This window comes from Streptomyces jumonjinensis (assembly GCF_009600885.1).
Classification (GTDB): domain Bacteria; phylum Actinomycetota; class Actinomycetes; order Streptomycetales; family Streptomycetaceae; genus Streptomyces; species Streptomyces jumonjinensis.
Genome location: NZ_VCLA01000167.1, coordinates 53,488 through 78,950 on the forward strand (window position 1 = coordinate 53,488; position 25,463 = coordinate 78,950).

Annotated in this window: 19 protein-coding genes; 8 read left to right on the forward strand and 11 right to left on the reverse strand. The window is 70.4% G+C overall.

Annotated features, from left to right (window positions below):
* Nucleotides 1-2,904 (reverse strand): S8 family peptidase (locus FF041_RS24525; RefSeq protein ID WP_194292149.1); only part of this gene is annotated, 2,904 nt, incomplete at its 3' end.
* Between the two features lie 576 nt (nt 2,905-3,480).
* Here FF041_RS24525 and FF041_RS24530 point away from each other — a divergent pair.
* From FF041_RS24530 to FF041_RS24565, 8 genes are all read left to right on the forward strand, one after another.
* Complete coding sequence (locus FF041_RS24530) at nt 3,481-4,641, forward strand: pyridoxal phosphate-dependent aminotransferase (RefSeq protein ID WP_153524831.1); 1,161 nt, start codon at nt 3,481-3,483, stop codon at nt 4,639-4,641.
* Between the two features lie 435 nt (nt 4,642-5,076).
* A complete protein-coding gene (locus FF041_RS24535) occupies nt 5,077-6,291 on the forward strand; it encodes a glycosyltransferase (RefSeq protein ID WP_153524832.1) in 1,215 nt (404 codons plus the stop codon).
* Nucleotides 6,288-8,144 carry an ArnT family glycosyltransferase gene (locus FF041_RS24540; RefSeq protein WP_407698190.1) on the forward strand — a complete coding sequence of 619 codons (1,857 nt, stop codon included), beginning with the start codon at nt 6,288-6,290 and terminating at the stop codon, nt 8,142-8,144. The genes FF041_RS24535 and FF041_RS24540 overlap by 4 nt, the downstream gene beginning before the upstream one ends.
* On the forward strand, nt 8,141-9,337 hold the full coding sequence (locus FF041_RS24545; RefSeq protein ID WP_153524833.1) for a glycosyltransferase: 1,197 nt from the start codon (nt 8,141-8,143) through the stop codon (nt 9,335-9,337). The genes FF041_RS24540 and FF041_RS24545 overlap by 4 nt, the downstream gene beginning before the upstream one ends.
* A gap of 112 nt (nt 9,338-9,449) precedes the next feature.
* Complete coding sequence (locus FF041_RS24550) at nt 9,450-11,888, forward strand: galactose oxidase early set domain-containing protein (protein WP_228388593.1); 2,439 nt, start codon at nt 9,450-9,452, stop codon at nt 11,886-11,888.
* 269 nt (nt 11,889-12,157) lie between these two features.
* Nucleotides 12,158-13,096 (forward strand): ABC transporter ATP-binding protein, encoded by a 939-nt coding sequence (locus tag FF041_RS24555; RefSeq protein WP_153524834.1) that lies wholly within the window; start codon nt 12,158-12,160, stop codon nt 13,094-13,096.
* Entirely contained in the window at nt 13,093-14,079 is a 987-nt protein-coding gene (locus tag FF041_RS24560) for an ABC transporter permease (protein WP_153524835.1), read from the forward strand. Before FF041_RS24555 ends, FF041_RS24560 begins: the two co-directional genes overlap by 4 nt.
* Before the next feature lie 130 nt (nt 14,080-14,209).
* A complete protein-coding gene (locus tag FF041_RS24565) occupies nt 14,210-14,599 on the forward strand; it encodes a GntR family transcriptional regulator (RefSeq protein WP_153524836.1) in 390 nt (129 codons plus the stop codon).
* A gap of 49 nt (nt 14,600-14,648) precedes the next feature.
* Here FF041_RS24565 and FF041_RS24570 read toward each other — a convergent pair whose 3' ends face one another.
* From FF041_RS24570 to FF041_RS24615, 10 genes are all read right to left on the reverse strand, one after another.
* Complete coding sequence (locus FF041_RS24570) at nt 14,649-16,166, reverse strand: alpha/beta hydrolase (protein ID WP_153524837.1); 1,518 nt, start codon at nt 16,164-16,166, stop codon at nt 14,649-14,651.
* Between the two features lie 184 nt (nt 16,167-16,350).
* Nucleotides 16,351-17,592: an ABC transporter permease gene (locus tag FF041_RS24575; RefSeq protein WP_153524838.1), complete on the reverse strand. Its 1,242-nt coding sequence runs from the start codon at nt 17,590-17,592 to the stop codon at nt 16,351-16,353.
* Complete coding sequence (locus FF041_RS24580) at nt 17,589-18,338, reverse strand: ABC transporter ATP-binding protein (protein ID WP_323392597.1); 750 nt, start codon at nt 18,336-18,338, stop codon at nt 17,589-17,591. The genes FF041_RS24575 and FF041_RS24580 overlap by 4 nt, the downstream gene beginning before the upstream one ends.
* Nucleotides 18,335-19,681, reverse strand: coding sequence for a peptidoglycan-binding protein (locus FF041_RS24585; protein WP_323392599.1), 1,347 nt, complete (start codon nt 19,679-19,681; stop codon nt 18,335-18,337). Before FF041_RS24585 ends, FF041_RS24580 begins: the two co-directional genes overlap by 4 nt.
* Entirely contained in the window at nt 19,678-20,262 is a 585-nt protein-coding gene (locus tag FF041_RS24590; protein ID WP_153524839.1) for a hypothetical protein, read from the reverse strand. The genes FF041_RS24585 and FF041_RS24590 overlap by 4 nt, the downstream gene beginning before the upstream one ends.
* Before the next feature lie 104 nt (nt 20,263-20,366).
* A complete protein-coding gene (locus tag FF041_RS24595; protein ID WP_323392601.1) occupies nt 20,367-21,731 on the reverse strand; it encodes a cation:proton antiporter in 1,365 nt (454 codons plus the stop codon).
* 6 nt (nt 21,732-21,737) lie between these two features.
* Entirely contained in the window at nt 21,738-22,265 is a 528-nt protein-coding gene (locus tag FF041_RS24600) for a flavin reductase family protein (protein ID WP_153524840.1), read from the reverse strand.
* A 48-nt stretch (nt 22,266-22,313) separates the two neighbouring features.
* Entirely contained in the window at nt 22,314-23,903 is a 1,590-nt protein-coding gene (locus tag FF041_RS24605; RefSeq protein WP_153524841.1) for a tryptophan halogenase family protein, read from the reverse strand.
* 48 nt (nt 23,904-23,951) lie between these two features.
* A complete protein-coding gene (locus FF041_RS24610) occupies nt 23,952-24,212 on the reverse strand; it encodes a ferredoxin (protein ID WP_153524842.1) in 261 nt (86 codons plus the stop codon).
* A 34-nt stretch (nt 24,213-24,246) separates the two neighbouring features.
* The gene (locus tag FF041_RS24615) at nt 24,247-25,455 is read right to left on the reverse strand and encodes a cytochrome P450 (protein ID WP_153524843.1); all 1,209 of its coding nucleotides are present in this window, start codon (nt 25,453-25,455) and stop codon (nt 24,247-24,249) included.
* Between the last annotated feature and the right edge of the window lie 8 nt (nt 25,456-25,463).

A 25,463-nucleotide genomic window follows, 5' to 3' on the forward strand; every position in this document is an offset into this window, starting at 1 on the left:
CGACCGGAAGGTCCACTCGGCGTCGATCCGGCTGGCGGCCTTCGACACCTTCGCACTCCGCTCGACCGAGGTCGCCAGCGTGTATCCGGCGTCGCCCGAGCCGACCGTGAAGGACTCGTCACCGGTCAGCGGGTCCTTGTTCTCCCCCACCTTGGTGTCGCCCTGGTGCAGCGTGGTCTTCACCGACGAGTACAGGGAACCGCCCGGATGCCCCTGGCCGTCGGCGAACACCGGCAGCGAGCCGTAGATCTCATCGCCCTTGCGGTAGACGCCCATGCCGTCGCCGACCGCAGGGCCGAAGACACCGGTGTTGAACGTCTCCTCGTATGTCCTGCCTCCCTTGTAGCCCTTCGGACCACCGCTGTCGTACTGGGCTTCGTGCACCGGGAAATCGTCGGTGCTCTTGGCGTCGTACTGCGCGTATCTCATCTCCCAGCCGGCCCCGGTGCCGGCCGACGTCAGCTGGAAGGTCCGGGTGCCGGGGGTCTTCTCGCCGTGCAGGAGCATTCCGCCGATGTCGTTGCCGGCCGCCTGGCCGGTGAGGATGAGATCAGCCCGCTTGTCCTTGGCCGGGCCGCCCAGTCCCAGCTTCACCGTGGCCAGATCGCTCTGCTGGAAACGCTTGGTGAAGCCGGTCGAGAGCCGCTCGACTCCGTCGCCGGTCACGGCCAGATAGTCGACGCTCCCCTTCGACCAGCGTGCCGCCCATGCCTCGGACAGCGAACCGTCCGTGATCCGCGGACCGAGGTGCGCGGTGCGGAAGTTCTTGAACGAGGACGGATAGCTGACGTTGCTGACCCTGTCATCAGGGGTCCGCCCGGTCATCGAGTACCCGGCCCAGGCGGATTTGATCCTGGCCTTGGCGTCCGGGATCGTGAACTCGACCGACTTGGTCTTCCGGGCGTCGACGGTGACCGTGGTGTTCTTGTCGATGGTCAGCTGAGGCTGTACGAGCTGGTCCTGCCCCTTGCCGCCGCCCCGCGGGTCCGCGTCGAGGCTGGAGTGGAGGATGAACACTCCCTTGGGGACCCGGACCTTGGCGACACCGGACTTCTCGGATTCGAGATCGACGAACCGCGGGCCGACGCCCGTCCGCCGCATCAGATCCGTCCGGAAGTCGCCGTTCGGGCGTCCATCCCGTCCGATGTGCTTGACGGTCAGCTCGTAGGACTCCACCTCGCGGTCCACCGCGGCGACCGTACGCACGGACTGACCGCCACCGGTGGCGGTCACGGTCGCGGAGTAGTGGCCCTCGATCGCGCCGCCGAGCCGGGTGTCGGCGGTCAGGTCCACAGAGGCGGTGCCGCCCGCCGGCACGGTCACGGTCTCCGCGCCCAGGGTGAAGAACCCGGCCGCCGCGGGCCTGCCCTCGGGGTCGGTCGCCGTCAGCTCCAGAGCGAGAGTGACGGCCTCGGCGCCGAGGTTGCGGTAGGTGAGCTGCTTGGTCATGGGCTTGTCATCGGTGTGCGGCCAGCGCTGTGCGTCGAAGCCGACCGAGACCGGGTCGGCGATCACCGTCTGCTCGATCGCCCGGTCGACGGAGATACGCCCGGCGCCCTGCTCGAAGGCCGTGTACGGACCCGCCTCGGCCGACCCGGTGAGGGCGCCCTTCAGCTCCTTCGCCCGCCAGCCGGGATGCCGCTGCTTCAGCAGAGCGGCGGCCCCGGCGGCGTGCGGGGTGGCCATCGAGGTACCGGTCATCGACCGGTAACCCGGCAGGCCCACGTCCTCGCCGCCGGTGCCGCCGGCGGCGCCCGCGGCGACGATGCCCACACCGGGGGCGGTCACATCCGGCTTCAGCCCGCCGGTGCCGGCCAGAGGTCCCCGGCTGGAGAAGTCGGCCAGCTCGTCGTCCCGGTCCACCGCGCCGATCGTCAGCGCGCTGTCCACGCTGCCCGGCGAGCCGACGCTGCCGGCGCGGGGGCCGTTGTTGCCCGCCCCGACGACGAACAGAACGCCCGTCTCCTCCGTCACCTTGGCCACATGGGCTTCCACCGGGTCCAGCTCGGGCGTGTCGGTGCCGGAGAGGCTGAGGTTGACGATGTCCGCGCCCCGCGCCACGGCCCAGTCGATGCCCCCGATGATGCTGGACTCGGTCCCCGATCCGGTGTCGCTCAGCACCTTCCCGGAGAGGATCTTCGCTCCGTACGCCACGCCCTTATGGGCCCCATTGGACTTGGCGCCGGTGCCCGCCGCGATCGACGCGACATGAGTGCCGTGCCCATGACGGTCCTTGGTCTGGGGCGACGAGGAGAAGTTCTCCTGCGCCAGCACCTGTCCCTGGAGATCCGGGTGGGTGGCGTCCACACCCGTGTCGAGCACGGCGATCTTCACCCCCGTGCCGTCGACCCCGTCCGCCCAGAGCCTGGGCGCGCCGATCTGGGCCGTGCTCTTGTCGAGCGTGGCCTGGACGACGCCGTCCAGCCAGATACGGCTGACGCCCTCCGTGACGGAGAGGGAGCCGCCGGCCGAGGGCCGGGTGAGCGCCCGCCACAGCTCGCCCGCGTCCCGGGTCGGGGTGGTGACGGCGTCGGCGGCGGCGTCGTCGGCGGCGTCGGCGGCGTCGGCCTTGGCCTTGGCACCGAGCCGGACCTCTGTGCCGCCCACGGCACGGACCTCGGCACGGGCCGCCTTCGCCGAACCGCCCCGATAGGCGACGATCACCTTCAGCCCGTCGCGGTACGCCTCCCGGCTCGCGGCACGGCTCAGCTCGGTGACGTCGAACAGCCGCCGGTCGAGGACGCCTTCGGAGACCAGCCGGTGTGCGTCGGCCGGTATGACATGGGTATGTCCGTCCACCGTCCGGGTACGGAAGGAGATGCCGTCCCGGCCCTCGGCGGGCTCCAGCCGGACGAACCGGCCCACCGCGTCGACCAGGACCCGGTCCCCCGTGATGAGGGTCACCCGATGCGCCACGGGTCCGGGGCCGGGGGCCCCGTCCGCGGCCGGGGCGCCCACAGCCTTCGTTACGTTCCCGCGTTCTCCCGCCGCTACCGGGCCGGTCATTCCCGCGGACAGGGCCACGGCCGCCGCGACGGCGATCGTGGACACGCATGCCTTTTTCACTTGTCTGCGCAAGTCTCCCCCTGGAGATCAGCAAAGACGACGAGCAGAACTCGTCTATCCGTCCGGGGAGGTGGTCATGGATACGTATGGTCATATCCGCTCCCCGGATGACGAAGTATGCATCCAGGGGAACGAGGACTCAACGGTGGGGCAGAAGTCATTAGTTGGGGCTGAAGTGAACTCAGTGAACACTGATTCACAGAGGGCGCCACGAGCGACCGGCGTCCCCTCCCTGCCGGAGCGGTCGCCCACGGGCGCCGCCGACCCTGCGCGGGAGATCCGAGGGCGCGGTTTGTCCCGCCCCGGTCCTGGGAAGATGCCGCCTGTCCGGACGCCCCCTCGGCCTCGTCCTCGTACATGTCCACCCGTCCCGCGCACCGACCACCGACCACGACCACCGCGAGGTGAACAGCCATGACCGTGTCGCGGCTGCGGCACATCCCCGGAATCACCGTCGACGCGATCGGCGACGCCGCCGACGCCGCCCGCGATCCGGAACTGCTGCGGCTGGAGAACCTCGACACCGACATCCGGCCCCCTCACGTCGCCCTCGACCTCACCCGGCGCGCGATCGACGACGACGACGCGAACAGCTATCTCCCCTTCCACGGCCATCGGGCGCTGCGCGAAGCCGCCGCCGCCCATGTCGGCGCGATCACCGGCCGCCGCTATGATCCGGCCACCGAGTGCGTGGGCGTCGCGGGCGGGCTCAACGGCGTGCTGAACGCGCTGCTCGCCCTGGTCGAGCCCGGTCAGGAGGTCGTCGTCGGCGATCCCGTCTACGCCGGGCTGGTCAACCGGATCCGTCTCGCGGGCGGGGTGCCCCGGCATGTGCCCTCGACCCCGGGCCCGGACGGCTGGCGGACCGACCCCGGGGAACTGGCCGCCGCGGTCGGCGCGCGTACCGCGGCGGTGCTGGTCATGAGCCCCTCGATGCCCACCGGAGCCCTTCTCGGCGACCGTCACTGGGACGCGCTCGCCGAGGCGGTGGCGGCCCATGACTGCTGGCTGCTGTACGACGCCGCGATGGAGCGCATCCGGTTCGACGGGCTGCCGCCCGACCACCCCGCGTCCCATCCCGGTCTGGCCGACCGCACGATCACCGTCGGGTCCGCCTCCAAGGAACTGCGGCTCATCGGCTGGCGGGTCGGCTGGGTGGTGGGCCCGGCGCGTATCCTGGCCGACATCAAGCTCGTGGGCCTGACGAACGTCGTCTGCCAGGTCGGCATCGCCCAGCGGGCCGTCGCCGCCGCGCTCGGCCATCCCGACGCGGACGCGGACGTCGCCGCCGCCACCCGCGTATGGCGGCAGCGCTGTGACCTCGTACTCGCGGAACTGGCCGGCTATCCCTGCGTCCGGCCCCACGGCGGCTGGTCCCTGCTCATCGACACCAGGGCCATGGGCCTCGGCCCGGCCGAGGCGTCCGCGCTGCTCTTCCGGCGCGGCAAGGTCGCGGCCACCCCGATGGCCGGATGGGGCCCCCAGGGAGCGGGCCATCTGCGGCTCGTCTTCGCCAATGAGCCCGTGGAACGCCTGCGGGGCCTGGGCGACCGGTTCCGCGCGGCCTTCGGCTGACTTCTCGACGGGCGCGCTCTTCGGCTGACTTCCGGACGGGCGCGCTCTTCGGCTGCCCTGAGCCGGCGCGCGGGCGGCGACCTTCACACTTTCCGTGCCGGTCGGTCCGGGAACTCGCCAGACGCCCCCTCGCGGCATCGGGGGCCCGGCGCTCGACCAGCCGGACAGGCCGAGGCCACGGCTATAACGCGCCAAGCGTCAGCAATGCGCCAGTGTTTACGAGTCGAGCACCGGACTTTCACAATCGCCGATAAGGTCCACAACCGAGGAGTAGCCGGGAGCACACCCAGGGGAGTGTGCGGCATGAGTTGCCCGGCTGCACGCCTGCGCGTCATCGGACCCCTGGGGCCCTGGAGACCGCGGGCGAGGGGGTCCTAGGGGGGCTTCGTGCTGTTATCGGTACTTGTTGTTGCCATTTCCTTGGCACTTTTCTGGATGGCGGCGTTCACGCTGTGGTGGCAGATGCACGCCTGGCGTACGCCCGAGACGCTGGCCGCGACCAGCTTCGACCGGCCCGACAGCGATGTCGGGCTCTCCTTCTCCCTGCTGCTGCCCGCCCGGCATGAGCAGGCGGTGTTGGAACACACCATCGAACGGCTGCTGGAGTCCACGCACTCCAACTACGAGATCATCGTCGTCGTCGGCCACGACGACCCGGAGACGGCGGAGGTGGCCGAGCGCGCCGCCCGCAACGATCCACTGCGGGTACGGGTCATCACCGACACCCACGAGACCAAGAACAAACCGAAGGCGCTGAACACCGCTCTGCCGCACTGCCGCGGCGACATCGTGGGCGTCTTCGACGCGGAGGACCAGGTCCACCCCGAGCTGCTCGCCCATGTCGACCACGCCTTCACCACCACCGGCGCGGACGTCGTCCAGGGCGGGGTCCAGCTGATCAACTTCCACTCCAGCTGGTACAGCCTCCGCAACTGTCTGGAGTATTTCTTCTGGTTCCGCAGCAGGCTCCACCTCCACGCCCAGAAAGGTTTCATCCCGCTCGGCGGCAACACCGTCTTCGTCCGCACCGCCGTGCTGCGCGAGGCCGACGGCTGGGATGCCGACTGTCTCGCCGAGGACTGCGATCTGGGCGTACGGCTCTCCTCCGCCGGCAAGAAGGTCGTCGTCGCGTACGACAGCGGGATGGTCACCCGCGAGGAGACCCCCGACACGCTGATGAGCCTGCTCAAACAGCGAACCCGCTGGAATCAGGGGTTCCTTCAGGTGTACCGGAAGCGGGACTGGCGGCAGCTCCCCACACGGAGACAGCGCATGCTGGCCCGCTACACCCTGATGACTCCGTTCCTCCAGGCGTACTCCGGGGTCATCATCCCCGTCAACGTCGTCATCGCGCTCTTCCTGGACGTTCCCGTGGGCGCCGCCATCGTGACCTTCCTGCCCCTGGTCACCGCCATGGTCACCTTTGTCTTCGAGGTCGTGGGACTGCACGACTTCGGCAAGCAGTACGGGCTGCGCGTCCGGTTCACGCACTATCTGAAGCTCATCATCGGCGGCCCCTTCTACCAGGTGCTCCTGGCCGGCGCGGCGGTGCGCGCGGTATGGCGGGAGCAGCGGGGGCGCAATGAGTGGGAGCTGACCAGCCATGTCGGCGCGCATCTCACCGAGACCCGAGAGGACGCAAGCCGGTGACGACGATTCTGCCCACACCGGAAGAGACCACACCGACCGGGGCGCCGGGCGGGGCCCCGCCCGGCGCCCTGACCGCACCGGACTCCCCCACCACGCTCGTGGAACGGCCGGCCGGCGCTGCGACCACGCCCGGCGCGGACCGGCCCCGGGCCGATGTCCGGGTCCGGGTGCTGCCCCGGCCCGTCATACGGTTCCGCAGCTCCAGACCCGATCTGCTGCTCTGCCTCGGGCTGCTGACGGTGATCCTGGCCGTCCAGGGCTGGAACATCACCCACTTCCCGACCCTCAGCGACGACGAAGGCACCTATCTCGCCCAGGCATGGGCGGTCCAGCAGGGCGAGGGGCTCGCCCATTACACCTATTGGTACGACCATCCTCCGCTCGGCTGGATACAGATAGCCGGGCTCACCTATCTGCCCTCGGTCATCGCCCCCGAGTCGATGACCGTGGCGACCATGCGCTTCGCGATGCTGGCGGTCAGCGCCGCCTGTGCGGTGCTGCTCTATGTGCTCGCCCGGCGGCTGTTCCTGCCCCGCTGGTCCGCCGCGCTCGCGATGGCGCTCTTCGGGCTCTCCCCGCTCTCCGTCGTCCTCCAGCGGGAGATCTTCCTCGACAATCTCGCGGTGATGTGGATGCTGCTGGCGTTCTGCCTGGCCGCGTCGCCCAGCCGGCACCTCTGGCACCACTTCGCGGCGGGGCTCGTCGGCGCGGTCTCGGTGCTCACCAAGGAGACCATGCTGGTCGTGCTCCCGGCGCTGCTCGTCACCATGTGGCGGCACAGCCACCGGGACACCCGGAAGTTCGCGGTGACGGGCGCGATCACCGCCTGTGTGCTGATCGGGCTGTCGTACCCGCTGTACGCGCTGCTGAACAACGAGCTGTTCCCCGGCCCCGGCCATGTCTCCCTGATCGACGGCATCACCTATCAGATGGGCCGTGAGGGCTCGGGCTTCATCCTCGACGCGGGCTCCGGTTCGCACGGCGTCCTTCAGTCCTGGCTGTACTACGACCGTGTGCTGCCGCTGGGCGGGGTCGCCGGCGCTCTGCTGCTGCTGTCCACCCTGCGCTGGTCCGTCACCGCGCGCGCCCTGGCCGGTCCCGCCCTCGCGGTGGCGATCCTCACAGTCGTGGCGATGCGCCCGTCCGGCTATCTCCCGGCGATGTACGTCATCCAGGCGCTGCCCTTCCTGGCGCTGGTGCTGGCGGGCGCGGCGGCGAGCGTGGTCCACGCGGTGCTGCACCGGCGGCTTCCCGCCAGGGGCTCATCGCCCGCGCCCCGTACGGCCTTCGGGCGGATCCTGCGGGACCGGGCGGTCCGGCGGACCCCCGCGCCCGGGGTCGCTCCCCCGGGCGCACCGGACGCCGCGCGCTCCCGCGCGCTCACCCATCTCCCCCGCCGCGCCCTGGTGGGGGTGCTCGCCCTCGCCGCCGCCGTCCTCCTCACCCCCCGCTGGATCGACGGCAACCGGGACGCGCTCACCCTGGACGCCAACGCGCCCTACCGCGCCGCCGCCGGCTGGCTCCAGGAGGAGATAGCCGACCCGGCCTCGACCCGGGTACTCGTCGACGACGCCCTCTGGCTGGATCTCGTGCACGACGGCTTCACCCCCGGCACCGGCGCGATCTGGTTCTACAAGGCGGATCTGGACCCGGCGGTCACCAAGACCATGCCCCGGGGCTGGCGGGACATCGACTACGTCGTCTCCTCCCCGACCGTCCGGCGGGACGCCGTCGATCTGCCGAACGTCAAGGCGGCGCTCCAGCACTCCACGCCCGTCGCCGTCTTCGGCCGCGGCGAGGACCGTATCGAAATCCGCCGGATCACCGGTGGCACCACCGGAGGCGCGCGATGACCACTCCCCGTACCGAAGCCGATGAGCTCGGCGATCCGCTGGGCGCCGCCCAGCTGGCGCCGCCGGGAGCGGTCACCGTCGTCGTCCCGACCTTCAATGAGTCGGAGAGCGTCGGGGAACTGCTGCACCGGCTGACCGAGTCGGTGCCTTCCCGGCTGTCCTGCGAGGTCGTCTTCGTGGACGACTCCACGGACGGCACGCCCGAGGCGATCCGGAACGCGGCGCAGGACTGCCCGTTCCCGGTGACCGTGCTCCACCGGGAGACACCCGTGGGCGGCCTCGGCGGCGCGGTCGTGGAGGGGCTGCGGAGAGCCGGCTCGGACTGGATCGTCGTCATGGACGCGGACCTCCAGCATCCGCCGGACCTGGTGCCCGAGCTGGTCGCCGCGGGCGAGCGGTCGAACGCCGATCTCGTCGTGGCCAGCCGCTATATCCGCGGCGGCAGCCGGCAGGGACTCGCGGGCGGCTACCGGATCGCCGTCTCCCGGACGGCGACCTGGCTGACGAAGGCGCTCTTCCCCCGCGGGCTGAGCGGAATCAGCGACCCGATGAGCGGCTTCTTCGCGATCCGCCGCAGCGCGGTGACGACCATGGTGACGGCCGGCGCGCTCAAGCCGCTGGGCTACAAGATCCTGCTGGAGCTGGCGGTACGCTGCCGGCCCAGACCGGTCGCGGAGGTGCCGTTCGTCTTCCAGGAGCGGTACGCGGGCGAGTCCAAGTCCACGGCCAGGGAGGGGCTGCGGTTCCTCAAGCATCTCGCGGGGCTGCGGACCTCGTCGCCGCTGGCCCGGATGGTCGCGTTCGGAGTGATCGGCCTCACCGGCTTTCTGCCGAATCTGCTGGCGCTGCACGCGTTCACGACGGCGGGGATGCACTATCTGCCCGCCGAGGTCGTCGCCAACCAGTTCGGCGTTCTGTGGAACTTCCTCCTCATCGAGATGCTGCTCTTCCGGGACCGTCGTGGACACCGCCGCTGGGCGGACCGGCTCGGCAGATTCGCCCTGCTCGCCAACGCCGATCTCGTGCTGCGCATCCCGCTGATCGCCCTGCTGGTGGGGTGGCTGGGGATGGCGGTGCTGCCCGCGACGGGGCTGGCTCTGCTGCTGACGTTCCTGCTGCGGTTCGCGGCGACGGAAACGCTGGTCTATCTGCCCGGCAAGGCGCGTACGCGCCGGACCGGGACCACGGCATGAGTTTCGCCGTACCGGCCGCGCACGCCGGTACGGCGGAGAGCGACGCGTCACCGGGAGCCCACGGCTCCCGGTGGCTCCCCCATCCACCACCGAGCATGGAAGGAGAACCGCCATGCCATCAGTCCTTCGCCGTTACAGATCCACCGCGCTGCTGGCCGTCGCGGCGATGACCGCCGCGCTTCTCGTCACAGCGCCCACCCCTGCGGCCGCCGGCCCGAATCTGATCCTCAATCCGGGCTTCGAGACGCCCGGCGGTCCCGGGAACGACGGGATGCCCGACTGCTGGAAGAAGTCGGGCTGGGGAAACAACGACGTCACCTTCACGACCGTCGCCGACGCGCACTCCGGCTCAGCCGCGATGAAGGTCGATCTCACCCGCCGGGTCGACGGCGACCGCAAGGCGATCATCACCGAGAACGCGGCCTGCGCGCCCACGGTCGCGGCGGACAAGCAGTACGATCTGTCCCTCTGGTACAAGAGCACGACGCCCGACGCGTCCATCACCCTCTTCCGGCACGACACGACCACGGGCTGGCATTACTGGACCGACCTCAAGACGCTCCCGGTGAGCGCGGCGTACGCGCGCGCCGAGGTGCGCACTCCCGTCGTGCCGCCGAACACCGACCGCATCAGCTGGGGCGTCTCGGTGTACGGGGTGGGCTCGGTCACCACCGACGACTACGGCATGGAGGAAGTCACCGTCCCCGCGCCCGACCCGGACTGCACGGGCACGCCCGTGGAGTGTCTGAAGGGCCGCTGGGATGTGCTGGAGACCAAGAACCCCGTGCGCTCCGTGCACTCCGTGGTGCTGCACAACGGCAAGGTGCTGGTGATCGCGGGCTCCGGCAACGACGAGTCGATGTTCCAGGCGGGCACCTTCACCTCGGCGGTGTACAACCCGGCGACCGGCGCCTGGCGGCAGATCCCCACCCCGGCGGATATGTTCTGCTCCGGTCATGTCCAGCTCCAGGACGGCAAGGTCCTGGTGATGAGCGGGAACAAGGGCTATCCCTCGGCCGATGGAACCATCGGCTACCAGGGTCTCAAGGACTCGTACATCTTCGACCCGGACACCGAGACGTACACCAGGACCAACGATATGCACGACGGTCACTGGTATCCGTCCGCGACCATCCTCGGCAACGGCGACGTCATCTCCTTCGGCGGGCTGAAGCAGGACTCGACGGGCAATGTGACCGCCGAGAAGTTCTCCGCCGCGCAGAACCGGTGGCTCCCGATCAGCCAGGTCAACCAGACCTGGTCCTACTGGGGTCTGTACCCGTCGATGATCCTGATGCAGGACGGCCGCCTCTTCTACTCCGGCAGCCATGTCTTCGGCAACGGTACCCCCGGCTCCGGCGCGTCGATCTACGACTACACCGCCAACACCATCACCGATGTGCCCGGTCTCCAGAACAAGGACCAGCGGGACGAGTCGGCGAGCGTGCTGCTGCCGCCCGCCCAGGACCAGCGGGTGCTCACGATCGGCGGCGGCAACAACGAGACCAACCCGAAGGCCAACCGCCTCACTGACATCATCGACCTGAAGAGCCCCAATCCCGCCTATCAGCCGGGGCCGCTGCTGCCCCAGGGCGAGGTGGACCAGGGACAGGGCCCCCGTCCGCAGACCGGTGCGGAGGGGAAGATGTACGTCTCGGCCGTGCTGCTCCCCGACGGCAAGGTCTTCGAGACCGGCGGCGCGCTGCACGACCGGGCCGACCCGGTGTACGAGGCGTCGTTCTTCGACCCGGTGACCAACGCCTATGAGCCGGGACTGGCGAAGGACCCGATCCCGCGCGGTTACCACTCCTCGTCGTTCCTGCTGCCGGACGGCCGGGTGATGTCGGTCGGCGACAACCCCGGCAACAACACGTACAACAACAATGTGTCCGTCTACAGCCCGCCCTATCTCTTCAAGGGCCCGCGGCCGGAGATCACCTCGGTTCCGGACAACCGCTGGAACTACGGCGACACCCAGCGCATCACGGTCAACCGGCCCATCGCCAAGGCGGAGCTCATCCGTCCGGCGGCGGTCACCCACTCCTCCGACCCCAATCAGCGCTTCGTCGATCTGCCGCTGACCGTCAACGGCAACAACATCGATCTCAATGTCACCAGCAACCCCAATCTCGCTCCTCCCGGCTGGTACATGCTCTTCGGCGTCGACGCGAACGGCGTTCCCTCGGTGGCGAAGTGGGTCCATCTCGGCCCCCAGTCGGCCCAGGGCAAGAAGTCCGCGGACGCGCCGTCCGCTCATGTCCACGATTTCGCGGGCGATCTGGAGCAGCCGGCGAAGAAGCCCCGGAAGAAGCGGGACTCGGCCCCGGTGAGCCCGACGATCACGGGCTGCGACCGCAGTTACGGCGCGGCGGGCGTCTGCGTCCCCACCGCCTTCCCGAAGGCCGTGCCGCCCACGACAGCGGCTCGCTGCGCATGGCTCGACAGCCATGACTTCGGCCGGCTGAAGGTCAACGGCAAGGAGGATCCGCAACGGCTCGACCGGAACCGCGACGGCGTCGCCTGCGGTAAGGGCGATGTGAGAAGAGGCTAGATCGTACCGTCGAAGTCCGAACCCGGTCCGCGGCCGACGCCGCGACCGTAGTGGAACACCCCGCCGCCGGGGCCCGTCGAAAGGGCCCCGGCGGCGGGCTTTTCCAGCAGTCGGCCGCGCACCGTCCGGTGGCGGTCCGGACCTGTCGTCCACACCTTCACACCCTCCCCCGACACCGGGTTCCGGCCGGCGGCGTTTGACAGCACCCACCGGTCAGCACAATGATTCCACTAGATGACTAGTGGAATAGAGCGAGGGTGTACTCAGACATGACCACTCCGGACACCACGAGGAGCCCCTGGGCCCTGGAGGCGCAAGGGCTGGGGAAGAAGTACCGGCGCGGCTGGGCTCTCCAGGACTGTTCGTTCAGACTGCCGGCCGGCCGGATCTGCGGACTGGTGGGGCCCAACGGGGCCGGCAAGAGCACCCTGCTGGGACTCGCCACCCGACTGGTGGAGGCCACCACGGGCGAACTGCGCGTCTTCGGCGTACCGGTGGACTCACCCGATGTGATGCCGCGCTACGCGTACCTCGGCCAGGAGAAGGCCCTGTTCAAGCGCTTCACCGTCGCCGAGACGCTCAGAATGGGCCAGGAGCTCAATCCGCACTGGGACCAGGCTGCGGCCGAGCGGATCGTACGGGCCGGGGATGTGCCCTCACACGCCCGGATCGGCACCCTCTCCGGAGGCCAGCGCACCCGGGTGGCGTTCGCGCTCGCCTTCGGCAAGCGGCCCGATCTGCTGCTGCTGGACGAGCCGATGGCCGATCTCGACCCGCTCGCCCGGAACGAGATGAGCGGACTGCTGATGGCCGAGGCCGCCGAACGCGGCACGACCGTGCTGATGTCCTCCCATATGCTCACCGAGCTGGAGGACATGTGCGACTACCTGCTGGTCATCTCCGGCGGGCGGGTCAGGATGGCCGGAGAGACCGAGGAGCTGCTGTCCCTCCATAAGCTCGTCACCGGAGCGCGGGAGGAATCCGGGGAGCTGCCCGCCGGGCTGGCCCCGCACACCGTGATCGAGAACCGTACGTCAGGACGCCAGTTCACCGCCATGCTGCGGACCGAGGGGCCCGTGTACGGCGACTGGCAGTCGATGGAACCCACCCTGGAAGAGATCTTGCTCGCCTATCTCCGCTCACCCGGCACACCTCCGCTGCTCACCCCCTCGGCCCAGTGCGACCGGCGAGCGGAGCGTGCGGCATGAGCACACTCACCCACGCGCCGGACCGTGCCGGGAGCCGGCACAAGAGCGGGCCGCGACCGCGCGGGCTCGTCTGGCTGATGCTCCGCCAGCACCGCGTCATGCTGCTCATGGTGACGGCGCTCACCGTTCTGGGCGCGCTCTGGATCGTCTATCAGCGCGGTGTCGCGCTGGACGCCGTGCACGCCGCGGGCTGGCCGGAGAAGCCCGCCGCGGAGCTCTCCCAGAGAGTGCTCACACCGATTCAGGACCGCATCGGGACCATGGGATTCGCCCTGAGCATGCTGCCCATCGTCCTCGGGGTCTTCTGCGGCGCACCGCTGATCGCCGCCGATCAGGAGCAGGGCACGGCGCAGCTGGTCACCACCCAGTCGGTGCCCCGGCGGCGGTGGCTGGCCCATAAGCTGGGCATCGGTCTGATCGTGGCCCTGGCGCCCACGGTCGTCCTCGGATTCCTCCATCTGTGGTGGTGGCGGGCGGTCAGCCCGTTCGGCGACAGGAACTGGCTCCAGGGCTCGGTGTTCGACAACACCGGTCCGATGCTGGCCGCGCTCACCCTGCTCACCGTGGTCGCGGGCATCACGATCGGTCTGCTGGCACGCCGGGTGCTGCTGGCGATGGTCGTCACCTTCGTCTTCGCCGTCGTCTCCCAGCTGGCCTGGACCTGGGTCCCGGCCATGCTGGCCACTCCGCACCGGGCCTCCTACCCGCTGAACGGCGACTACCCCTCGGGGCTCACCACCGCGGTGGAGGTGGACAACTGGGTCAGCACCGCTTCGGGTGAGCTGTTCGGCTTCGGCACCTGCATCGAGGAGAAGAAGTACGAGGCGTGCCTCGCCGACAAGGGCATCGTCAACAGAACGATCGAGTACTTCTCCTACGACCAGATGGCGGTCATGCAGTGGACCGGGGCCGGAATCCTCACCGCCGTCAGCGTGTCGCTGATCGCCTTCGTCGTGGTCCGGGTGGGCCGACGACCGCTGTGAGCCCGGCGGCGGACCGGCTCCCCGGGCGCTCCGGCGGCGGCGGGCGCAATAGGCTGGAGGCAGACGGTGCACGGAGCGGGCCGCCCGCTGTGGTGCGGACGGCCGGAAGCGGCGGGAAGGGGTGAGCGACATGATGGTGTTCCGTATCGACCGCCGCTGCGGCATCCCCACCTATCTCCAGATCGTCCGGCAGGTCGAACAGGCGCTGCGCATGGGTGTGCTGACCGTGGACGACCGGTTGCCCACGGCGGCTCAGGTCGCCGCCGACACCAAGGTGAACCCGAACACCACGCTCAAGGCGTACCGGGAGCTCGAACGGGCCGGTCTGGTGGAGGTCCGCCAGGGAGCGGGGACGTTCGTCACCCGCTCGCTGGCGGAGCCCCGGACCGGCCCCGACTCCCCGCTCCGCGCCCGGCTCACCGACTGGATGCACCAGGCGCGGGACGAGGGAATGAGCGGCGACGACGTCGGCGGTCTGCTCAGCACGGTGTTCGAGGAGACCTTCGCCCGGCCGCTCTGACCCCGGTACGGGCTCCCGGTCCTGGGAGGGCCGGGAGCCCGTACCCGCCTTATGAGGTGCAGACGGTGTCCCGCGCGGGCAGGGTGCCGTCCACCAGGTATTCGTTGACGGTCCGCTTGACGCAGTCATTGGGGTAGTAGAGATAGACCGCGTGGCTCCGGGCGGGCACCGTCACCAGCTTCGAGCCGCGCATGGCCTGATGCATCCGGAGCCCGGACTCATAGGTGGTGCGGGTGTCCCCGGTGGCCTGTATCTGCAGCGCGGGCAGCTTGTTGTTGATCTTCGTCGGCTTCTCGCGCGGCTTCTCCTTCCAGAAGGCGCAGGGGAGCGGCACATTCGTCACGGGGCCGAAGACCGGCTGTGACGCCCGGGTCCGCTCGACCCCCTTCCAGTAGTACTCGGGGTCGCTCGGCATGACGGCGTCGGCGCAGAGCACTCCGAGCTGGGCGGCGTAGTCCGCCGCCCGCCCGGTTCCCGCGGCGTCGAACATCATGTCCAGGAACCCCTGCATGGCGGGGGGCACGGTGACCGGTTTCCCGTCGGCGGCGTCCAGCAGGACGCGGACGGTGCGGGCCGCTTCGGCGTTCGCGGTGTCGTCGGTGATGAAGCCGAAGAGGAGGAGCGGCAGATCGCGGTCGGTGACGCGGTGTCCGCCGACGCGGATCGGCTCGGTCCCGGCGTGCCGGATCATCTTCTCGACGGTGGCGCGCACCGCGGTCGCCGTGGCGCCGAGGCCGTACTCGCCGTCGCGCGGGGCGGCCCAGCGGGCGAAGTCGTCGACGGCCTTCTCATTGGCGGGTCCCATCTTCCGGACCATCTCGAAGCTGTGGTACTCGGCGGGGTCGGGCGCGCTGTCGAGGACCAGCCGGTCGATGTTGCGGGGGAACATCTGGGCATAGACCGCGCCCAGGACGGTGCCGTAGGACTGGCCGAACCAGGAGGTCTTCCGCTCGCCGAGCGCACTGCGGACGATGTCCACGTCCCGGGCTATGTTGCGGGTCGAGAGATGGGGCAGCACATCGGGGTACTTGTCCCAGCACCTGCGGGCGTCCTCGCGGGAGAGCCGTACCGACTCGTCGAATCCGGCCCGGTCCGGGCCGGGCGCGTGCAGCCACATCCCCCGGGTCAGCCCGCAGTCCACCGGAGTGCTCTCCCCGAGCCCCCGGGTGTCCATCCCGATGACGTCGTACGCCGCCGCTGCCTGAGGAGTCATCTGCGCCTTGATCTCGGCGGGCAGGGACAGTCCACGGCCGCCGGGGCCGCCGGGGTTGCTCTGGAGGATGCCGCGCCGCTTCGCCGGATCCGTGGCCTTGATGCGCGATATCGCGACGGTGAGGGTGCGGCCCTTCGGCTTCTCGTAGTCGAGCGGGACGGTGACGCGGGCGCACCGGGTCCCGCTCCCGGCGAGTGCGGGGTCCTTGCACTCGGTCCACTTGACGGACTGCTTCCGGAAGCGGTCCAGCGCGTCTCCACCGGTGGACGGGGAGGCGACCGCGGTGTATCCCACGGTCGTCGTCACCGTGGCGAGGCAGAGCGCGAGGGCCGTCAATGACGTGGTCTTCTTCATGGCCCCCACGCTAGAAAGACCGTCATCCGGTTGCTATGACGCCAGCCCCACTCTTCCTCCGGGTACGGGCTACACCACAGGCCGCGCGGGCCTCGGGGAGGCGGCGCCCTTCAACGAAGGGGACCTGGCCGGAATGCGGTGCCCCCACGGCACGGGGGACGGTACCGACGGAGGCACCGCGGTCTCAGGTGGTGGCCAGCGCCTCCGTGGGCGGCAGCCGCGCCGCGCGCACGGCCGGGTAGAAGCCCGCCAGGCCGCCGATGACCAGGGTGGCGCCGACCCCGCCGGCCATCGCCCAGGCCGGGACGACCGCCGGCCAGCCCTGGTAGGCCGCGTACCCGGTGGTGACGCCGATGCCCAGCAGGACGCCGCCGAGACCGCCGAGGGCGGAGAGCAGCAACGCCTCGGCCAGGAACTGGGTGCGGACCTGTCCGCGGGTGGCGCCCAGGGATCGGCGCAACCCGATCTCGGAGCGGCGTTCCAGCACGGAGATGACCATGGTGTTGGCCACTCCGACACCGCCCACCAGCAGGGCCACACCGCCGAGTCCGAGCAGCAGCCCGCTGAGGGCGTCGTCGGTGGCCTGTTTGGCGGCCAGCGCGTCGGAGGGCCGGGAGACATTGGCCTCGCTGGGGTTCTCGGGGCTGGCGGTGGCGCCGAGAATCGCCTGGACGTCTTCGACGGCGGATTCCCGGGCGCGGGTGTAGATGGTGGTCGGATAGCCGTCGAAGTCCAGTTCGCGCTCCGCGGCGGACCAGCCGACCAGTGCCGCGGAGTCCAGCGAGGGGATGAGCTCATTGGGCGCGAGCAGTCCGACGACGGTGAACCACTGTCCTCCGAGCCATACCCTCACATCGGCTCCGGCCCGGTGCACACCGAGCTGGGCGGCGGCCTTGGGGCCGAGGACGACGGACGGGTAGCGGCTGTTGGCCGCGTTGAGCCAGCGGCCGTCGACGATTTCGGCTCCTACGGACTCCGGCAGATCGGTACGGGCCGCGGAGACCGTGAGACCGCCGGTCTCCTGTTGCGGAATGTAGTCGTTGCGGTAGACCTTGGCGTCCGTCTTGCCGAGCGCGGAGACCGACTCGACGGCCGGGATGTCGCCGATCATCCGGACCGACTCGACCGGGAGATGAGCGGTTCCGCCGCCGAAGTCCTGGCCGGGGGTGACCGTGAGCAGATTGGTGCCGAGCGCCGCGAGCCGGCGGTTGAGGTCCTCGGTGGAGGAGGTGGAGATGCCGACCACGCCGACCATGGCGGCGATGCCGATGGCGATGCCGAGCGCCGACAGAAACACCCGCATCGGGCGTGAGCGCAGTCCGGAGCCGCCGACCCGCATCACATCGGCGGGCTTCATCCGGGCGGGCCTGGGCCGCCGGGGCGGTGCGGCGCCGCCCGGCCGCGCCAGCTCCTTGGTCGCGTTCATCGTACGGCCTCCTCGGGGACCGGAGACAGGGCCGCCGGGTCGGAGGCGCCGGCGGAATCGTGCTCGATACGGCCGTCCTTGAGGCGCACCTCCCTGGGCAGGGACGCAGCGATGTCCCGGTCATGGGTGATGACCACCACTGTCGTCCCCGCCTCGTGCAGCTCGTACAGCAGCTCGATCACCACCGCGCCGGACCGGGAGTCCAGCGCGCCGGTCGGTTCGTCGGCCAGCAGCAGCGCGGGGTCGCCGAGCACCGCGCGGGCGATGGCCACCCGCTGCTTCTCACCGCCGGAGAGCTGGTGCGGCTCATGGTAGAGCCGGTGACCGAGGCCGACCCGGCGCAGCGCCCGCTCGGCCAGCCGCCGCCGCTCGCCGCGCGGTCTGCCGCTGTAGAGCAGCCCGTCCGCCACGCTGTCCAGCGCCGGCACTCCTTGGGCCAGATGGAACTGCTGGAAGACGAAGCCGATGGTGCCGGCCCGCAGCGCGGACAGTTCACGGTCGCTCAGCCTGGCCACGTCGTGCCCGTCGATGTGCACCTGTCCGGCCGAGGGGCGGTCCAGGGTGCCCATGATGTTGAGCATCGTGGACTTGCCCGACCCCGAAGGGCCGACGATGGCCAGCAGCTCGCCTCTCCGGATGAGCAGGTCGGCGCCGCGCAGGGCGGCCACGTCCTCATAGGTCTTGGACACCCCGGCCAGCTCGACCACCGGCCGGGCCGCGGGGGTCGCGGGGATGGGCGAGGTCACTTGGGAACCCCCACGGCGGTGCCCTCCGCGATGCCCTTTCCGGACACCTCGACCATGCCGTCCGCGAACATGCCGAGCTTGACCGGCCGGTGTTCGGTGCCTTCGGCCGTGACGACCTCCACGGCGTAGCCGCCTCCGCGCTGCGCCACCAGGGCGTTGACGGGGACCGTGAGGACGTTCTCGCGGGTCTCCGCCTTCAGGGTGACCTCGACGGCGGCGGCCTGGTAACGGCCGAGCCCCTTCTGGTTCTTCACCGTCAGCTCGATGGGCAGGGTGGCCTCGTCGCCGGAGTCCCCGGAGCCGGAACCGTCGGAGCCGTCGGCGGAGTCGCCGCTTCCGGAGGTGGAGGGCGTGCCGATGTCCGTCACCACGGCGTCGACCGTGGTGTCGTCCGGAAGCTCGACCGTGGCTTTGGTGCCCTTCTTGACCAGGTCTTCGAACTGCACGTCCAGATCGACGCTGATGATCCGCTCGGTGCCGCTCCAGGAGAGCGGGCTCCCGCTCAGTGCCGCGCCCGGCGCGGTCTTCACATCCGCGATGCGACGGGCGCCGGAGGCCACCACGGCGTCCCCGGGCTGTACGGCGCCGGTCTCCTCGCGGTTCATGTCGTCCTGCCACTCCTCCACGGCATCGGCCGTGCCGGAGGTGTAGTCGTCGTCGACCGTGAAGCCGGTGTAGCCGAGCGCGCTGAGGTTCTTCTCAAGGATCTTCACATCACCGCCTTCGCTGCCCTCCTCAAGCGTGCGGTAGAACGGGAAGGAGCCGTACAGCAGCGGGACCTTCTGCTGGTCGACGCTGTAGACGGTCTCCCCCCGCTTGATGACTTTTCCCTCCTCGGGAAGCCAGGTGACGAGGTTGCTGCCCTCGCTCTCGCCGGAGTCGGTGCTCTGTCCCGACTGTCCGCTCTGCGCGGATGCGCTGGACGAGGCGGACGAGGCGGACGAGGCGGGCGGGGCCTGAACGGCGGTCGCGTCGCCGTAGCCGAGGTTGCCGTCCACGGTCTCGCTGTCGGTGAGCGTGGTCCGCTTCACCGTCGCCGTCGCCGGCGGGCCGGCGGGGGCGGAGCTCGGGGCCTCGGTACTGTCGCCGCCGAGGGCCCCGGTGGCGGCGAGGCCGGCCGCGGCGGCGACGGCGACCGCGGCGAGCACGATCAGCGAGGTGCGGAGCGGACGGCGTCTGCGCCTGCTGACCGGCAGTGCCGTGTCCTTGCCCGGCTCGTTGCCGTCGGCCGTGCCGAGAGTTCCGGGCGCCGCCTTCGCCGTCTCGCCGGGGGCGTGGGGCGCCATGGCTCCGGACGCCTCACTGCGCACGGGCAGTGCTTCGGTCTCGTCCGGGGTGGTCACTGGCCGCCCCCGCCGCCGCCCATCATCAAGCCGCCGCCCGGGTACTTGCTCTGGCAGGCGCTCATGGCCTTGGTGAACTCAGGACCGCCCGGGGTGATCCCGGCGCCCTGGATGTCGATGTTCATGTTGCTGCCGTTGATCTCCGGGTCGGGGAGCTTGGTGAGTCCGTTCTCCCGCAGGCACTTCGCCCAGGCCGACACCTTGGCGGAGTCGAGCGTGCCGCCCTGGCCCTGTCCCGTGCCCTGCGGGGCTTTGTCACGGCAGGCTTCCTCCGCCGACTTGTACGACTGGGAGCCCATGTCGACCCCCTCGCCCGGGGTGAGCCTGACGCCTTGGCCGTCCTGCTGCGGGTCCGGGAACTTGGGCACCCCGTTCTCGCGCATGCACTTCGAATAGGCGAGTCCCCGTTCGAAGGCGCTGGTGGGGGACGCCTCGGGACCGGAGCCGGAGGAGTCCTTGGTGGGCGACGCGGTGTCGGTCCTGTCGGTCTCGTCGGAGCAGCCCGCCAGGAGGCCGCCCACGAGGAGAACGGACGCTGCCAGAAGAGTCTGTGCGATGGCTCGCTTCTGTGTCGGGAACATGGCCCAAGTTCTACGGGCCGGGCGGTCACATGGCGGACACAGAGACAGGCGTCCACACAGCGTCCGTCAGCGCCGTCAGCGCCCGTCAGCGCCCGTCAGCGCCGTCAGGGGTCCGCCCGTTCCGGGCTCCGCCGCGCCGGCGCCCCGCCCCACGCGGCCAGTCGGCGCTCCTCCTCCTCGGTGCAGTCCACCCGCTTCATGGCCAGCCGCAGCAGCGGCGGCGCCATGACCGAGGTGACCACCGCGACCAGGACGATGATCGTGTACGTCCTGGTGTCGAGGATGCCGAGCCGGAGCCCCACCATCGCCACGATCACCTCGATGACCCCGCGCGCGTTCATCCCCGCGCCGAGCGCCAGGGCCTCCCACCGGCTCAGCCTGCTCAGCCGCGCGCCGATATAGGCCCCCGCGAACTTCCCGAGAACCGCGACCCCGAGCACGATCAGGGCGGCCCCGAGAACGGTCGGCTCGGTCAGCGCCCGCAGATCGATCCGCAGCCCGGCCGTCGCGAAGAAGACCGGGGCCAGCACGGCCAGGACGACCATACGGAGCGACGCCGTGCCGGCCCGGTCGAACTCCCCGCTGGAGCCGATGAGAAGGCCGCAGAGATACGCCCCGAAGACCGCTTCGAGGCCGAGCGCCTGGGTGCCCGCGGCGGCGAGCAGGATCATCGCGGCGGCCATGGCGACCGTCCGCTCCTCCGATCCGCCGCTCAGCCGCAGGGCCCGGTGGACGACCGGTCGTCTCACCAGCAGCGCGATCAGCACGACCAGCAGCAGACCGCCGACAGCGTGCGTGAACACCCCCGCGCTCAGCCCGCCCACGGTCATGGCGGAGACCACGGAGAGCATCAGCCAGCCGAAGGTGTCGTCGATCATTCCCGCGGCCAGCGTCAGCTGTCCGACGTCACGGTGGATCAGATTCATGTCCATCAGCGTCTTGGCGATCACCGGTACGGCGCTGACGCACATCGCCACGCCCAGGAAGAGCGCGAAGAGCCGCCGGTCGGCCGGGCCGATGCCCAGCAGACCCGCCAGCGGGAAGCCGAGGCCGATCCCGAGCGCCAGCGGAACCAGCAGCCCGGCGAGGCTGACCCGTAACGCCGTACCGCCCCGGCGGCGGATCATGGGCAGATCCATCTCGATGCCGGTGAGTCCCACCAGCAGCAGCACCGCGATCTGCCCCACCGCGTCCAGCAGATGCATCTGGCCGGGATCGGACGGCAGCAGCCAGGCAGCGGCCCCGGGCGCCAGCCAGCCGAAGAGCGAGGGGCCGAGCAGCACCCCCGCGCTCAGCTCGCCCACGATCGCCGGCAAGCCGCACCGGGCCGCCAGCCTGCCCAGCGCGATGGCGAGCAGCAGAAGGACGCCGACCTGGAGCAGAAAGACGAGCAGCTGATGCGCGGCGATCGGAGGAACCGGGGCCGCCGACAGCGTGGCACCGGCCGGGAACGCCCCGGGGCTCAGCACGGCTCATCACCCCTCCCGTTCGCGAACGGCGCGGGGCTCACCGGCGACCGCGGGCACCGCCGAGGACCACTCTCCGTATCTCCGGAAGCCGTAGAGCAGGGCGCTCTCGCGGTGGAAGCGTTCGAGCGCGCGCACCGCCCCGACGACGACCGCATGGTCCCCGGCGGGATGGACACGGTCGACGGTGCACTCGGCGACGGCGTGCGCGGCCTCGATCAGCGCCGGGCTGCGCGTCCGTCCGGCCGGCCGCCAGGCCACCCGTTCGAACCGGTCGGGCGCTCCCGACGCGAACAGCGCCGCGACCCGCTCGGCCCCGCCGTGCAACAGGTTCACCGCGAACGCGCCGCTCGTGAGCACCGCGCGCAGCGTCGGGCTCTCCGTGCGCAGACATATCAGCAGCGTCGGCGGGTTCACGCTGAGACTGCACAGCGAGGAGCAGGTCATGCCCCAGGGGGCGGCGCTGGAGTCCCGGGCGGTGACCACGGAGACACCGGTCGGGAACGACGCCATCATCTCGCGGAACTCGGAGTCCATCCGGCGCCGTCCCTTCCGCTGTGCCGGCGCTCGCCCATGCCCCCTCGTTCACCGTCCATCGCGCATCCTCTTGAAGTACTCGTTCTGCGTCGGCAGGCTCCCCACCAGCGTCCGGGCCTTCTCCCGGATCGACTGGAACTCGGCGAGGGCGTACTTCTCGTCGATCAGATCGAGGGCGGGCGACGGTTTGACCTGGATTCCTCCGGTGCCGAGCAGGATGCAGTTGTACGAGTAGGGCGGCAGTCCGTGATACCGGGGGTGCACCGTCCCGGCGTCCGGGACCTTGCTCTCCCACAGCTCCAGACGTTCGGCCAGCGCGTCGGGCACGGTCCGGGTCCTGGTGTCCCGCCAGTACTGGTTGTCCTGCCGCTTCGCCCCCCGGTAGTGCAGTACGAGGAACTCTCTGACGCCGTCCATGACGTTGGTCACCGCGCTGTTGTAGAGATCGCGCAGCGAGGAGTCCCAGTCCGCCGCCGGGTAGTGCTTGACCAGCTGCTCGATCGCGTAGTGGATGAAGAAGATGCCGGTCGACTCCAGAGGTTCGACGAAGCCGCTGGACAGCCCGATGGCCACGCAGTTGTTGACCCACGACCGGCGGCTGCGCCCGATCCGCATCCTGATGTGGTTGGCGGGCACGTCGGCGGCGGCGGGTCCGACGAACTCCCGCAGTGTGCGCTCGGCGTCCTCGGGCTCCATATAGTCCCGGGCGTAGACATAGCCGGTGCCGATCCGGCTGATCAGCGGGATGGTCCAGATCCATCCCGCGTCCTGGGCCGTGGCCGTGGTGCACGGCCGGATCGCGTCCTTGTCCATGTCCATCGGCACCTGTAGGGCGACCGCGCTGTCGTTGGGCAGGGTGTCCTGGTACGACACGAACGGCTCGCCGAGCGCCTTGTTCAGCAGCAGGGCGCGAAACCCCGTGCAGTCGACGAAGAGATCTCCCTCAAGGCTGCCGTGTTCGGCGGTCCGCACATGCGACACCCAGCCGCGTTCGTCGAGTCCCACGTCCAGCACATGGTCGACCACATGGCGGACGCCGCGCCGTGTGGCGTACCGGGTCAGATACTTCGCCAGCAGATGCGCCTCGAAGTGGTAGGCGTACGGGAACTGCGCGCCCTGGTATTCGGCGATGGTGGACGGCAGGCCGTCCGTCTCCACGAATTCCTGTTCAAGGAGGCGGCCGTCGAGGTGGCGCGGGCTGCGCCCGGCGTCGATGAGCGAGGCCATGACGAAGCAGTCCAGGTCGAACCGCTCGCTGGTGGGGTGGCGCAGCCACCAGTCGGTCAGGGGGAACCCCTTGACCGACCGCAACTGCTCGAAGGGGTGGTAGAAGTGATGTCCCGGCTCGCGCCAGTCCTCGAAGCGGACGGCGAGCTTGTACGTCGCGTTGCAGGCGGGCATCCAGTCCTGCTCGGCCAGGCCGAGGAACTCGAAGAAGTGCCTGATGTCGCTGAAGGTGGCCTCGCCGACGCCGATGGTGCCGACGTCCGCCGACTCCACCAGCGTGATCCCGACCCGGTCGCCGAAGGCGGCGGTCAGATAGGCGGCCGTCATCCATCCCGCCGTGCCGCCGCCGACGATGACGACGTTCCGCACGGCGTCCGCGCCGTGGTGTTCACTCGCACGAGCATGCGTCATTTCCCCACCCCACTTGGTTGATTGAGCACCTTCGAAGAAAGCCGCGGTCTAGACCGCTTCTGATGGCTCCCGCGGTGCGGCCGGTTCGCCGTGGCCGTGGCCGTGGGCGTGGCCGTGGCCGTGCACAGTGATCGCACCGGTCGGGCATCTCGCGGCCATCGCCCGTACCGCCCCGGCCGCACCGGTGCCGGGCAGCGGCTCCTTGAGCAGCACCTTGCCGTCGTCCTCCGACTGGTCGAAGACCTCGGGCGCGTAGCTCACGCACAGACCGGAGCCCGCGCATCTGTCGCGGTCGACACGTACCTCCATCCTCTTCTCCTCTCCTCCCGCGTTCCGGGTCAGGTCACCAGGCGACCGGCAGCCGCTCCACGCCGTAAGCGGTCGACCGGACCCGGAACACCACGTCCTCGGCGGGCGTCGCCAGCCGGAGCGCGGGAAAGCGGCGCAGCAGCGCCGTATAGGCGATCCGCAGTTCCATGCGCGCCAGCGCCGCGCCGAGGCAGTGGTGGATGCCGTGCCCGAAGGCGACATGGGGCACGGGCTCGCGGGTGACGTCGAGCCGGTCGGGCTCCGCGATGAGCGCCGGATCGCGGTTGGCCATCGGGATCGAGCAGACGAGGGTCTCGCCCGCTCTGATCAGCTTGCCTCCGAGGGTGACGTCCTCGACGGCGGTCCGGGGCGTGGGAGCGTGCGGTACGGACAGATAGCGGAGCAGTTCCTCCACCGCGCGGTCCATCGCCTCGGGGTCGTCGCGCACCACGGCGAGCTGACCGGGGTTCTCCAGCAGCGCCAGGGCCCCGAGTCCCAGCATGCCCGAGATGTTGTCGAGGCCCGCGAGCATCAGCAGGACGCAGATGCCCCGCAGCTCCTTGTCGGTGAACTCGGGGCCGTGGTCGCGTACCAGCGTGCCGAGGAAGCCGTGGTCGGGGTCCTTGCGCTGGCGTGCCACCAGCGCGGCGAGATAGCGGGTGAACGCCGACCCGGCGGCCGTACGCTCCTGACGGCCCCGGCCGGTCCCGAGGTGCGCGTGACAGCGGCGCAGGAAGTCGCCGCGGTCGTCGCGGGGCACCCCGATCAGTTCGCAGAGCACCGGGCCCGGGATGGCCGACGCGAACAGCTCCACGAGATCGGCCGGCGGTCCGGCGCGCTCCATGGTGTCGAGGCACTCCGTCACCAGGGCCTCGATCCGCGGCTGAAGCCTGCGCATCCGCCGGACCGTGAACTCCGGCGTCAGCATCCTCCGCAGCCGGGTGTGCTCCGGCGGGTCGTAGTCCATGAGCAGTCCGATGCCGTCATCGGGCCGGTGGCCGTCGTGTCCGCCGGCCGGTGTCCGCGGGCCGAACCGGCGGCCGGTGGAGAACCGGGCCTGGTCGCCGAGGACCTGACGCACCTCCTGGTAGCCGGTGACCAGCCAGAGAGGCCGGTCACCGGGGCCGGGAGCCAGGCTGACCCTGGTGACGGGGCCCTGGGCGGAGAGCCGGCGCAGTTCGCCGGCCGGGTCGAAGCGGGCACGGCGTGTGTGGAGGGGGATGGGCTCGGCGTCGTATGACATGGCGTCCC

Coding starts and splice junctions, on each gene's coding strand:
- FF041_RS24570 (WP_153524837.1), bottom strand. CDS start 16,166: ATGAAGAAGACCACGTCATTGACGGCCCTCGCGCTCTGCCTCGCCACG.
- FF041_RS24575 (WP_153524838.1), bottom strand. CDS start 17,592: ATGAACGCGACCAAGGAGCTGGCGCGGCCGGGCGGCGCCGCACCGCCC.
- FF041_RS24550 (WP_228388593.1), top strand. CDS start 9,450: ATGCCATCAGTCCTTCGCCGTTACAGATCCACCGCGCTGCTGGCCGTC.
- FF041_RS24560 (WP_153524835.1), top strand. CDS start 13,093: ATGAGCACACTCACCCACGCGCCGGACCGTGCCGGGAGCCGGCACAAG.
- FF041_RS24565 (WP_153524836.1), top strand. CDS start 14,210: ATGATGGTGTTCCGTATCGACCGCCGCTGCGGCATCCCCACCTATCTC.
- FF041_RS24555 (WP_153524834.1), top strand. CDS start 12,158: ATGACCACTCCGGACACCACGAGGAGCCCCTGGGCCCTGGAGGCGCAA.
- FF041_RS24545 (WP_153524833.1), top strand. CDS start 8,141: ATGACCACTCCCCGTACCGAAGCCGATGAGCTCGGCGATCCGCTGGGC.
- FF041_RS24615 (WP_153524843.1), bottom strand. CDS start 25,455: ATGTCATACGACGCCGAGCCCATCCCCCTCCACACACGCCGTGCCCGC.
- FF041_RS24530 (WP_153524831.1), top strand. CDS start 3,481: ATGACCGTGTCGCGGCTGCGGCACATCCCCGGAATCACCGTCGACGCG.
- FF041_RS24600 (WP_153524840.1), bottom strand. CDS start 22,265: ATGGACTCCGAGTTCCGCGAGATGATGGCGTCGTTCCCGACCGGTGTC.
- FF041_RS24590 (WP_153524839.1), bottom strand. CDS start 20,262: ATGTTCCCGACACAGAAGCGAGCCATCGCACAGACTCTTCTGGCAGCG.
- FF041_RS24535 (WP_153524832.1), top strand. CDS start 5,077: ATGGCGGCGTTCACGCTGTGGTGGCAGATGCACGCCTGGCGTACGCCC.
- FF041_RS24610 (WP_153524842.1), bottom strand. CDS start 24,212: ATGGAGGTACGTGTCGACCGCGACAGATGCGCGGGCTCCGGTCTGTGC.
- FF041_RS24605 (WP_153524841.1), bottom strand. CDS start 23,903: ATGACGCATGCTCGTGCGAGTGAACACCACGGCGCGGACGCCGTGCGG.